This is a genomic window from Thermoclostridium stercorarium subsp. stercorarium DSM 8532, assembly GCF_000331995.1.
GTDB lineage: Bacteria > Bacillota > Clostridia > DSM-8532 > DSM-8532 > Thermoclostridium > Thermoclostridium stercorarium.
Map to the genome: position 1 here is coordinate 1,701,850 of NC_020134.1, position 12,000 is coordinate 1,713,849.

General features: G+C 42.5%; 14 protein-coding genes. 1 reads left to right on the top strand and 13 read right to left on the bottom strand.

From position 1 onward, the window contains the following. Nucleotides 1–155: 155 nt before the first annotated feature. The 6 genes from CST_RS07425 to yneA form a co-directional block, all read right to left on the bottom strand. Nucleotides 156–1,205 (bottom strand): NAD-dependent epimerase/dehydratase family protein, encoded by a 1,050-nt coding sequence (locus CST_RS07425; RefSeq protein ID WP_015359242.1) that lies wholly within the window; start codon nt 1,203–1,205, stop codon nt 156–158. Nucleotides 1,206–1,218: 13 nt separating this feature from the next. Then, on the bottom strand, nt 1,219–2,262 hold the full coding sequence (locus CST_RS07430) for an alpha-ketoacid dehydrogenase subunit beta (protein ID WP_015359243.1): 1,044 nt from the start codon (nt 2,260–2,262) through the stop codon (nt 1,219–1,221). Nucleotides 2,263–2,278: 16 nt separating this feature from the next. Beyond that, nucleotides 2,279–3,244 carry a thiamine pyrophosphate-dependent dehydrogenase E1 component subunit alpha gene (locus CST_RS07435; protein ID WP_015359244.1) on the bottom strand — a complete coding sequence of 322 codons (966 nt, stop codon included), beginning with the start codon at nt 3,242–3,244 and terminating at the stop codon, nt 2,279–2,281. 19 nt (nt 3,245–3,263) lie between these two features. Then, complete coding sequence (locus CST_RS07440) at nt 3,264–4,184, bottom strand: O-fucosyltransferase family protein (protein ID WP_015359245.1); 921 nt, start codon at nt 4,182–4,184, stop codon at nt 3,264–3,266. A gap of 26 nt (nt 4,185–4,210) precedes the next feature. Next, a complete protein-coding gene (locus CST_RS07445) occupies nt 4,211–5,284 on the bottom strand; it encodes a mannose-1-phosphate guanylyltransferase (protein WP_015359246.1) in 1,074 nt (357 codons plus the stop codon). 411 nt (nt 5,285–5,695) lie between these two features. Then, complete coding sequence (gene yneA, locus CST_RS07450) at nt 5,696–5,974, bottom strand: cell division suppressor protein YneA (protein ID WP_015359247.1); 279 nt, start codon at nt 5,972–5,974, stop codon at nt 5,696–5,698. Between the two features lie 182 nt (nt 5,975–6,156). Between yneA and lexA the strand changes: the two genes are divergently transcribed. After that, nucleotides 6,157–6,792, top strand: a complete 636-nt coding sequence (lexA, locus tag CST_RS07455; protein WP_015485020.1) for a transcriptional repressor LexA — start codon at nt 6,157–6,159, stop codon at nt 6,790–6,792. A gap of 107 nt (nt 6,793–6,899) precedes the next feature. Here lexA and CST_RS07460 read toward each other — a convergent pair whose 3' ends face one another. The 7 genes from CST_RS07460 to CST_RS07490 all read right to left on the bottom strand — a co-directional run bounded on the left by CST_RS07460 (nt 6,900) and on the right by CST_RS07490 (nt 11,993). Then, nucleotides 6,900–7,214, bottom strand: a complete 315-nt coding sequence (locus CST_RS07460; protein ID WP_242823532.1) for a DUF503 domain-containing protein — start codon at nt 7,212–7,214, stop codon at nt 6,900–6,902. Nucleotides 7,215–7,291: 77 nt separating this feature from the next. After that, complete coding sequence (locus CST_RS07465; protein ID WP_015359250.1) at nt 7,292–7,738, bottom strand: DivIVA domain-containing protein; 447 nt, start codon at nt 7,736–7,738, stop codon at nt 7,292–7,294. 26 nt (nt 7,739–7,764) lie between these two features. Beyond that, complete coding sequence (locus CST_RS07470) at nt 7,765–8,043, bottom strand: YggT family protein (RefSeq protein WP_015359251.1); 279 nt, start codon at nt 8,041–8,043, stop codon at nt 7,765–7,767. 12 nt (nt 8,044–8,055) lie between these two features. Continuing rightward, nucleotides 8,056–8,508 carry a cell division protein SepF gene (locus tag CST_RS07475; RefSeq protein ID WP_015359252.1) on the bottom strand — a complete coding sequence of 151 codons (453 nt, stop codon included), beginning with the start codon at nt 8,506–8,508 and terminating at the stop codon, nt 8,056–8,058. A gap of 54 nt (nt 8,509–8,562) precedes the next feature. Then, nucleotides 8,563–9,276, bottom strand: a complete 714-nt coding sequence (locus CST_RS07480; protein WP_015359253.1) for a YggS family pyridoxal phosphate-dependent enzyme — start codon at nt 9,274–9,276, stop codon at nt 8,563–8,565. Then, complete coding sequence (locus tag CST_RS07485) at nt 9,276–10,631, bottom strand: biotin/lipoyl attachment domain-containing protein (protein WP_242823533.1); 1,356 nt, start codon at nt 10,629–10,631, stop codon at nt 9,276–9,278. Before CST_RS07485 ends, CST_RS07480 begins: the two co-directional genes overlap by 1 nt. 69 nt (nt 10,632–10,700) lie before the next feature. Continuing rightward, on the bottom strand, nt 10,701–11,993 hold the full coding sequence (locus CST_RS07490; protein WP_015359255.1) for a methionine gamma-lyase family protein: 1,293 nt from the start codon (nt 11,991–11,993) through the stop codon (nt 10,701–10,703). Nucleotides 11,994–12,000 lie beyond the last annotated feature (7 nt).

Sequence of the window (12,000 nt, forward strand, 5' to 3'; positions counted from 1 at the left end):
ATTTCTGAAAAATTTCCTCAAGGTTATATTATGTATACTTGTCATTTTATGTGCAAAAATCCGGAAAAAAATGCCTGTGCATACCATCACACGGCTGACAGTGACTGAAACGTTATAAATCCTTTAATTCAGGCAATTGCACAGGCATTTATGATTTACTGGCTTAACCCGGCTGACACTTTATTCCATTCGATTGTCCTTCTTAAGCCTTCACTGAAAGGTTTAAACGGAGAAATGGGAAACTCGGACAAAACTTTTGTTATATCAAGTTTTACCACTTCAGGAGATACCTTTATGTCTTTCAGGCCTTCCCTTTCGGCAACTTCCTCAGACAGCGAGCTTCCGGTAATCCGGCATATCTCTTCAGCGAGGGTACGGATACTTATGCTGTCCTTTCCGCCGACGTTGTAAACAAAATCCTTCCCGTAAACCAGAATATAAAGAAGCATCAGCACACAGTCTGCGATGTAGCAGAATGTCCTTATTTTGCTTCCGTTATCAAGCATAACTATTCTGTTTTCATAAAGCGCCTGCCTTAAGAAATGCGCAAGCACCCTTTCGTCTTTAAGGCCGATCCCCGGCCCGTATGTCATCGAAATTCTTGCCACCTTTACATTAACGTTTTCAAAATTCCTGTATGCAAAACACAGGGTTTCCCCCATACGTTTTGATTCTGAATAAATTGCCCGTATGTCCACAGGCGAGCACAGCCCCGGATAATTCTCGTCGGTCGGGATGTGTTCCTTGTCGGGATTGCCGTAAATTTCCGATGAACTTAAAAACAGCATTGTGGCATTGTCTTGTTTGGCTTTTTTCAGTAATCTTTCGGTCACAGTCGTATTAAGATGTATGGTATCCATATAGTTCGTAAGAAACTTTTTCGGCTGGGCATATGTCGCACCATGGACGATATAGTCTGCTTTCGGCTCAAAACAGTCACAATTGGGGTTATTCAGGTCTGCGGCGTAAAAAGCGTATTTACTATTTTCAAATATATCCCTGAGGCTGCTGCCGAGAGGATTTTTGCTTACGGCAACGATGTCAGTTTCCGCGTTTTTAACCTTATTTGCAAGATGCAGCATGTAAATCAGGTAAGTGCCGATAAGCCCGTTGGCTCCGGTAATATAAACGGTTTTTCCCTTTAACGGGCTTAAGTCTATTTTTTCAATATATTCAAGGCAGTCCTGCTCTATAAATCTGTCCATATTCCTTCTCCTTTCAGTCTCTGACCAGTTTTGCGGCTTCCCTGAAAATATCCTCGTCTGAAGGATAATAAGCTTTTTCCAGCACGTCGCTGGTGGGCGTCGGCGTGTCCGGACAGCATACGCGTACAACAGGCTTTTTCAGATGATAAAAGGCCTTTTCGGCTGCAAACGCAGCTATTTCTGAAGCAACACTACCTGTTTTGGAGCCGGTGTCGGCAATTAACAGCCGTCCCGTTTTTGAAACTGATTCTATAATAATTTCCTCATCAAAAGGTTTCAGTGAGCGCAGATCCACCACTTCCGCCGATATACCCGCTTCCTTGAGCTTATCCGCCGCCTTGAGCGCCTCCACAAGCATATAAGATATCGCCACAATGGTTATATCATTCCCCTTCCGGCGGATAACTCCCTTGCCTATCGGTATTGAATAAAGGTTTTCGGGTACCGGACCCGTTGTTTTATGAAGCCATCTGTGTTCCACAAACAGAACAGGATTATTGTCGATAATCGCCGATATCATTAATCCCTTCGCATCATATGGAGTGGCAGGGGCTACGATTTTCAGCCCGGGGACATTCATCAGCATCCCCTGAATACACTGTGAGTGCTGTGCTCCCGAGCCCCAACCCCTTGCGCTGATAGTCCTTACAACCATCGGCACCTTTACCTGTCCTGCAAACATATATGACCATTTTGAGGCGTGATTCACCAATTGATCAAGCGACAGTAATATGAAATCCATTCGGGCATGAATTAATACAGGTCTTAACCCTGCCATTGCGGCACCCGCCGCTATACCGGTCAGTGAATTTTCGGCTATAGGGGTATCAAATACCCTGTTTTCACCGTACTTTTCTTTAAGTCCCTTTGTCGTTCCGAAAACTCCGGCTACATCATCCACACCTTCTCCCATGATAAAAACCCTGGGATCCCGAGCAAGGGACTGGTCCAGTGCTTCATGCAGTGCGTCTTTGTATGTGAGTATGCGATCACCTGCAGTGTCGTCCTTTATAAAAAAATTATCCAGTTTTTCCACCTGAACCGTTGTCCACGGCATACAGACATCCCTCCTTTCAGTCAACATAAACAAATTCGGTAAGTTCGACCGTTGAGGGTTTCGGGGAGCTTTTCGCAAAACTGAACGCATCTTCCACGGTGGTGTCTATTTCTTCGTCTATGGCTTTTTCAAGCTCGTCTGTCAAAATTTCTTTTATTCTCAGGAATTCGGCAAAACGTTTTATAGGGCATTTCGAAAGCCAGTAATCGTACTCTTCCTTTGGTCTGTAACCATCGCCAACGTCGTCCACGGTTCCGATATGTCCTTTCCATCTGTAGGTAATGCATTCAAGCAGAGTCGGCCCTTCGCCCTTTCGGCATCTTTCAATCGCCTGCCGGGCATATTCCGAAACTTCCAGCACGTCATTGCCGTCAATCCGGTAACCCGGCATACCGTAGCCACGCCCCCACTGATAAATGCCCTCGCCGGCCTGACGCGCCTTCTGATGCGAGTTAATGGCATAAAAATTATTTTCACAGACATACACTACCGGAAGCTTCCTTACCGCCGCGAAATTCAGGCTTTCATGGAAGGTTCCCTCATCAGCGGCACCGTCGCCGAAAAACACAACCGTTACCCTGTCGTTGTTCAAGAGTTTCGAAGCCAGCGCAGTGCCTGTTCCAAGCGGAATATTTCCTCCGACTATTGCAGTGGAGCCGAGTATACCTACATCGGTATCGACAAGGTGCATCGAGCCTCCTCTGCCCCGTGCGCATCCCGTCGTTCTGAGATACAGCTCTGCAATCATTTTTCTGATATTTCCGCCTTTGGCGATGTACTGGGCATGGTTCCTGTGAGTACTGAAAATATAATCGTCTTTTCTTAAATGTACGCAAACGCCTGCTGCAACCGCTTCCTGGCCTATCGACAGATGAATGGGCGTTTTTATTTCGTCATATTTGTATTCATCATTAATCCGCTGTTCAATCCTGCGGATAAGTTTCATTGTTCTATACATTTCAATAAGTTTGTCCCTTTCCATAACTCATCGCTCCTTCAGGTCAATATAAGAGTTTAATCCTGTCATTTCTCCAGTCTTTAAGCTCACAGATTCCAAACGACACGTTTGAATAGCCGTTTCCGATGAAATAATCACATTTTGCCGCAAGCCAGCTGTCCCTGATTATTTCAAACCCTTTTACCCTGTTATCGTGATATTCCTGGTAATGGACACCCGGCCCGTCCTTTGGTACCCTTCTGCAGTCGGTATAAACCAGCAGACTTCCGTACCTTTCTCTGTATTCTTCCAGAATGTCAATACAGTCGGTCATTAAAAATATCCGCATTCCCGGATTGGTTTCAAGCACTTTTTCTATTTCCCGGGGATAACGTTGGTTTAATTCATGGAGATGTTTCACTTCGGTTAATTTATCACTGCTTCTTATATGCACTGCCAAAAAACGCGCGCCTTTCATGTTTTCGGCGTAAAATGTCTCAATACTGTCCTGCAGATCTTTTTTAAGCCGGATATATTCGCATATGAGTCTGTGGCAAACTTTCCTTCTGTTTAACCCGAAAAGCCGGTGCTTTTTCGGTATTGAGGGAATTATTTTATCCACATCCGTGTATCTGTCGCAGACAACAACGTCTGCCTCACAATTTTTCAAGCACTCCGTAGTTATCGCCGGTTCATTTCTTGAAAAGTCAGGAACAGTGAGAAAATTCCCACTGTTCCACCGTTCGGGGTAAAATAAAAATTTATCCTGAGCCAGAGCATGGATATCCAAATCCGATACAGGCATGAAAAATTCCTCAAAAGCGTTTACATTTTCGTCCGGTGCGTAAAGACTACCCTTTCCCCAGTAAACAACAGGAATACGGCCCACAATTTCCGCAACAAGCAGCTGAGCTAAAACATGATGTAATTCGTTCCATAATCCCATGCCTATTTCCCTTATCAGTAAGAATTTTTTCCCTTCCATCTGGGAATTCCCCCGTATTTACGTGTTCACAGGAGATCCTCATGCCCCTGTTGCTTAAGTTTGTCGACAAGCATTTTTATTTTTTGGGATTTATCCCTGGGGCAAACCAGTACCTCATCCTTTGTACCAGCCACAATCATGTTGTCCAGATCTATCGTGCATATGGCGATATCCTTTCCAAATATAATGGAATTTGTGGTATTTATCCCGATATGCCTTCCCTGAACCCTGTTTCCGTCAGGATCGGCCTCAATGGTTTTCGCAAGAGCATCTATGCTTCCAATATCATCCCAGTCAAAATATGCTCTCACGACATATAGCGATTCTGCGCATTTTTCAAGAACGCCGTTGTCAAAGGAAATACTCTGAAGCTCTCCATAAGCCTTTTCAACAGCTTCGGAAACTCCTTTTTCTTCCTCTTCCAAAGCCTCCGAAAGTTTGTTGTAATGCTCAGGCAAGTATTTCTGTATGTTGCGTAAAATTGCCCCTGTTGTACCCACCACTATCCCGCAGTTCCAAAGATAATCGTCCGAAAGAATAAGTTGCTTTGCCCGTTCCAAAGAAGGCTTTTCAATAAAATCAAGTACTTTCGATATTCCCGAACCTGTATCAGTTTCAGGTCCGGCATGGATATAGCCATATCCGTCCGCAGGATAGGAAGGCTTAACACCGATAATGACAATCGCATCGTTTTTTTCAGCGGTATTAAAAGCCTGTTTCACCGCCTCCGCGTAACTGTCCTTGTCCCTTACGTATCCGTCGGCGGGTACAAAGCACAGTACTCCTTCTCCGTATCTTTTCTTAAGCACCAGTGTTGCATACGCAATGCATGCGGCAGTATTTTTTCTTTCGGGTTCGGTCAGTATATTTTCTTCAGGAATATATTTCCTGACTGTGTTTTTGGTAATATCAGTCAAGCGAAGGTTAGTTATGATAAAGCACCGTTCGGGTTCTACAACCCCGCTAAGCCTTATGACGGTCTGTACCAGCATAGGGTTTTCGCCTTCAACGGGTATGAACTGTTTTGGGCTTGCTTCCTTTGAAAGGGGCCACAGCCTTGTGCCCGATCCACCGGCCATAAGTATGGCAAATTTCTCCATTTATCCGCACCCCTTTACATGTTACCAAAGCCTGAAAAGTGGCTTCATCAACCACCCTAAGGCAATGATTCCTTTGTTGTTATATATTATGTAAATTTAATGGATAAGGTGCACGAAAAAAAGCAAAAACATAAAAAAATTACATTATTCGACCAGTTTAAAGACCACTATCATCCTGTTTCAGTTTTTACTCAGGAAATGTAAAAACAAAGCAGGGTACCGGCGTTATCGCCAAGACGTGAAAAACAAAAGGCTATTAAAAACTGTCTGATAAAGCGCACGAAACATCAGTGTCATGATATGAAAAAGCTGATAATTTCTCCGGAACTTTTAAGAATAGTTTAGGCATTTCACCGAAAAGGCAAAAAAATTTTGCGAAATAAAGTCATGAAGAATATTTAGGACATTTTTTCAGGGAAGGTACAGTTTCTGGCCCGCATAGATCGTTGAATCATCAAGCCCATTCAGTTTTTTTATCCGGTATATGTATTTCCGGATTTCTGTTTTACCCCTATATTTGTCCGCAATGTCCCAAAGGGTATCACCCTGTCTGACGGTAATAACTTTATATTCCCTGTTTACGTTCTCACCGGACGATTTGACCGAATCAATAATAAACACCGCAATTATGAATATTAAAAACATAATAATAAAAAATCCTTTTTCATTTCTGAGGCCATATATTCTCATGAATACAACCTCCTCTGAAACAAATAACCAAAAACCGCGGCGGATTCTGTATTATTATAAGAGAACGTTTGTTCTACACAAGCATTTTATCGAACATTTGTTCATTTGTCAATAATTTTCGAACATTTGTTTGACAATTTTTAAAAGTATGGTATAATTAGGATAACAAAACAAGACGGGGTATGGAGATGAAGCAGAAAAGTCTGGACAAGCAGCAACAAATTTTGGAATTTGTCAACAAGCAGGTTAAGGAAAAAGGATATCCTCCTTCGGTTCGCGAAATTTGCAAGGCCGTAGGGTTCAAATCCACCTCAACCGTGCATTCATACCTGCAGGCTCTTGAAGAACAGGGATTGATTGTGAAAGATCCTTCCAAAACAAGGGCTTTGAAAGTAATAGACAGTAAAAAGCAGGAACTGGAAGGGTATATTTCAGATCATGAAATTGAAAATGTTCCGATCATAGGCAGGGTTGCAGCCGGCCAGCCGATACTCGCGGTTGAAAACATAGAAGATACCTTCCCTGTGCCCGTTGAATACCTGGAAAACGGTCCTACATTCATTCTCAGGGTAAAAGGCGACAGTATGGTTAACAAAGGCATTCTGGACGGGGATTTGGTTATTGTAAAACAGCAAAATACGGCAGAAAACGGGGATATAGTGGTAGCGTTAATAGAAGACGAAACAACGGTAAAAACTTTTTACAGGGAGAAGGATTATATCCGTCTGCAACCTGAAAATGAAAATTACGAACCTATAATTGTTAAAGATAACGTTACCATTTTGGGTAAAGTCATAGCACTTTTCCGAAAATTTTAGAGCCTCCTTGGCTCTTATTTTTTTGTCCGTTAACTATAATCTTTTTAGGGAAAAACTTCTGAAGAAGTGGTACGGCTTAATCTATAAAGATTATTGTCAAAAGACTGTCATATATGAATTGTTTCTGAATATGAATCAATTATTTCAACTCTTCCGTCACTGTCAATAAAATTGATTACCGACTGCAAAATGCTTTCAGCATGAGACGCTTCATTGGTAACACAGCAAAACCCCAGTTCACATCTGTTCCATTCATCCTGCCTTCCTGTCTCGGCTGCTGATACGTTAAGTTTTGATCGCACTTTTGTAAGCAGGCTTTTCACCACACTCCGCTTATCCTTTAAACTTTTCATTCCGCCTATATATAATGTCAAATTCAGCGCGCCGACAACCATTCTTCCTTCCTCCGTCCCGCAAAACAACGACTTCAGCCGGATTTTTCAGGCATAAATTTAGATGCATAAGCCGGACCTATGCATCGTTATATTCAAGTTAAAAATTATTCCATTTCATTCAGTAATTTCATCTGGGATTGTAAAAGGCTTAAAGCTTTGCTTTTATATACCGCCATGTCCTTTTTGAGCCTCTCGGCTTCAAACTGAATTTTAACCACTTCGCGGTTCGCCTCATCAATAATCTCTTTCGCTTTATTCTGAGCTTCGGCTATTATATTCTCGGCTTTCTTCTCCGCATTGCTGATAATCTCGCTGCTGGACTGCTGAGCAAGTATCAGACTTTTCTTAAGGGTATCCTCCATTTTTTCATAATGAGCAAGCCTGTCCTTCAGCTCCATAACCTGTTCCTTTGCTTTCATCAGTTCACGTATGTAATCCGAATAATCCTCAATGATTTTCTGGATTACTTCATATACCTGATTCTCATCCACACCTCTGACTACCGATCTGCGGAACACTATATTCGATAAATCATTGGGAGTAAAGTTCATAATGCAATACCTCCGGCCAAAAGGACCTAAAGTCTGGCTATTATCATCAGGATTACATATTCAGCAAATCCCAGCAACAAATAAGCCAGAAGCGGAGAGAAATCGAACATCATGCTTTTTCCGAACGCAGATCTTGCAATCATATTCCTTATGGGAGACAGTATCGGTTCTGTAATTGCATGGATAAATATTACAAACCTGTTCTCTCTTCCCAAAGGAAACCACGAAAAAACAACACGTAACAGTATAAGTATTTCTACAATTCTGAAAAACAGGACCACCGCCGTGCTCAGTATATCCGCCATTTGCTTCCTCCGTCATTTCATCCACGTGAAAACGCCGTCTTCCTTCAGTTCTTCCTTTACATCTCCCAATATATCCACACTGTTGGGTGTAGCGATAAAAATACCTGAGGATACCTTTTGAATGTTTCCGTCAAGGGAATAAACCGCACCGCTGAGAAAATCCACAATGCGCTGCGCAGTCTGAATTTCCACGTCTTCCACATTCATCACTATTGAACGGTTGGCCCTTAAATGATCACAGATATCTTTTGCGTCGTTAATATTTTTGGGGAAGACAATAACCACTTTTGCGTTTGCGTTGCCGTTCAGATTAAGTACTTTTCCCTGGTTTTTCCTGCCAATAGAGACTTTACGGTTCTCTTTTTTATCCACTTCAACAACTTCTTCATCGTCATAGTATTCATCTTCAGTTTCTTCAGATTCCCAACCTACAAAATCAAGCATTTTGTTCAGAATATTTGCCATATGTAACTTCCTCCCATTCATCCTGTGTGGAAATATTAACTCATGCATTATTGTTCACGGGTACTGCCTTTCACCGAATATACTGGTACCAATACGGACGATATTGGCACCCTCCTCAATCGCCACTTCGAAATCATGGCTCATACCCATTGACAAATACTGCATATCAATATTATTAATATTTTCCCGTCTGATGTCAACAAAAATGTCTTTTAAACGCCTGAACACCCAGCGCACATTTTCAGGGTTATCGGTGTAAGGAGCGATAGTCATCAGGCCTTTGACTTTTATGTTCGGGTACGCAGACACCTTTTTTACAAAATTAAGCACTTCATCCGGGGAAATACCTGCTTTTGTCTCCTCTCCTGACACATTAACCTGTATAAGGGTATTTACCACTCGGTTGCAGGCCTGCGCTCTTTTCTGAATCTCATCCGCCAGCTCCAGACGATCCAGCGAGTGAATCAGAACCACTTTGTCAATAATATATTTTACTTTATTTGTCTGGAGTCGACCGATAAGATGCCAGTTACACCTTCCCTTTAATATATCGTATTTTTGTACAAGTTCCTGAACCCTGTTTTCACCAAAATTCAGTACTTTTTCTTTAATTGCCGTTTCAATCGCCTCAATTCCCACCGTCTTTGAAACGGCCAAAAGCATTATGTCGTCAGGGTTACGTCCGCACCTTTCGGCTGCCTTCCTAATTCTTTCACGTACATTATTAAGATTATTCCGAATCCTTAATTCATCTTCCTCGGTGAACATCAGTTAATCACCTGTCCTTCTTCAATATTCTGTGGATTAACCACATAAATGTCAAAGATTTTGATCGGGCTGGTATCGGTAGATTCGCTCAGTTTATCTATAATAGCAAAAGAATCCTGCTCAGCTATAATCTTAATTCTTTTTCTCACCGCCCTGTTAGCCCTGACCACGAAAACATCGGCGGTATTATCGTAAATGTTTCTGTTGATGAGGCTTCTTAGCGGAATTTTAAGTCCCTCAACATTTTCAATCACCAGGTCGGCCTTTACATGCCTCATTTGCACGACCTTCTCAATATAACGGTCGAAGGAAACAATGACCCTGCTTTTATTTTCAAAAGCATCCACAGCTTCAACCGTACATGGAATCAATTCTTTCACCCCGTCGACTCTTAGCGATATCTCATCCCCCGTTTTAAGCTTATCACTGTCTTTTTTGTTTATGGCACAGACATACCAACCTTTATCATTGTTCACAAGCCTTGCAAAAATCTGATCGGCGCTTACGTCGAAAAATTGTTCATACCTCATTTTCAATGTGCCTGCTTCGTCGTTTTCATTATTTGTTTCCAAATCTTCAATCTGCAAATTCTTCATATTGTCCGGACTGTATTTCTCCTCATCCGATGTACCGCCCCAGACCACTATTCCTGAATATTCGGATTTAACAGTAACTGCCGATTCGTTAAGTTTTTGCCGTAAAATTTCCAGTTCCCGTTTTTTGTCTTCTACGTACAACCTATCCCCGGTATTTTCAAAAATCTTCCTGTTTCGCTGGTAAAGCAGGTTTTCCAATGTAGCTCTTATTTCGTCAATCGCGGTAAAATTTCTGTTTACGGCAATATCGGTCAATTTGCTGACTTCGTTCTGGACCTGGTTTTTAAACTCGTCATCGGGTTCCAGTACTTCGGGATTATTTTCCGCAAACTGTCTTATAATGTTTTTTTCAAGGTTTTCAATTTCACTTAATATTCTTTTGCTGTCCCTGTCAACAATTATCGCGAAATCAAATTTATTAGGCACCCGCTCCCCCTGCTTGGCTTTTGGTATCACTATTCCGTCTTTCGGAGATTTAACGCAGGTTTCATCCCAGATAAAAACTCCTTCGGATTTAACAGCTATCTCAAGGGTATCACTGTGTAGAACATCTGTTTCGATATGTCCGTGAAATATCCATTTCCACATGGCAGGCAAATATACAAGTGCAAAAAATATCAGTACATACCGCACCGCTCTTCTTCTATTTCTTTTCTTTTTAGCTTTCCGCTTTTTCAGACTTGCTTCCGAACTCCTGTTTATTCTTTTATCTTTTGTGGTTCCCATATTCTCCTCCAGAATACCATGTTTTCCGCTCACTTAACCATGGTATTGCGCTTATCCCGCGCGAAGACCGTAAACAAAGAGAATATCCCAAAGCCACTGAGTTTATCCCAGCCTCAATAAACCTCTGTTAATCAATTCCTGCGCTGCGCACAAAACCCCCAGCTTCACGTGCTCGTAAACAAGTCCGCCCTGCAGATACGCTATATATGGTGGCCGTATTGGCGCATCCGCCGAAAGTTCAATGGACGATCCCTGCACAAATGCTCCGGCCGCCATTATTACCGGCGAATCATACCCCGGCATTTCGCTTGGTACAGGTGTAACAAACGAGTCTACCGGTGAACCTTTTTGTATCCCCTGACAGAAAGCGATAACAGCTTCCGGATTTCCGAATTTTATCGCCTGTATTATGTCGCTTCGCTCTTCATTGTATGCCGGACACGTTTCATACCCCAAACTTTCCATAAGCGCCGAGGCAAAAACAACACCTTTAAGACTTTCAGCCACAATATGCGGGGCAAGGAAAAAACCCTGAAACATGGATCTGTTCTGTCCAAGAGTGGCTCCAACCTTGCTCCCAAGACCGGGCACCGTCATACGGTAAGAAACCAGTTCAACCAAATCTTTCCTTCCGGCAATATACCCACCAGCAAGAGCAATTCCGCCACCGGGGTTTTTGATTAATGACCCGGCCATAATATCCGCGCCTGCATCGGTAGGTTCCTTGCATTCCACAAATTCACCGTAACAATTGTCCACCATAACGACCACGTCGGGCTTTATGCATTTGACGAATTTTACGGCCTGTCCAATGCGTTCCACGGTTATGGGACCTCTCCAGGAATATCCTCTGGATCTCTGGATAAATACCATTTTTGTTTTTGGATTAATGCTTTCCTTTATTTTTTCAAAATCAAAATCGCCGTTTTCCAGTAAATCAACCTGCCGGTAAGTAACCCCGTAATCTTTAAGAGAGCCGGTTCCGACTTCTCCGCGTATACCGATAACTTCGTCAAGGGTGTCATACGGCTTTCCTGTTATGGATAAAAGTTCATCATCCGGTCTTAAAATTCCGTAAAGGCAAAGGGCCAACGCGTGGGTTCCGCATGTTATCTGATGCCTTACCAGTGCATCCTCAGCGCCAAACGCCATGGCATATACATTCTCCAGTACCTCTCTGCCTCTGTCGTTGTAGCCATATCCCGTTGTACCTACAAAATGGGAATCACTTACCATGTATTCCTGCATGGCTCTTATTACTTTACTATGATTATACGCCGATATGTTTTTAATTCTCTCAAACACATCAGAGCATTTTTTCTCCACATCCTGCGCCAGCTTTACAAGATCAGAATCAATTTTAAATGCCTCATGATATATTTCGGTAATTTTCATATGCAAG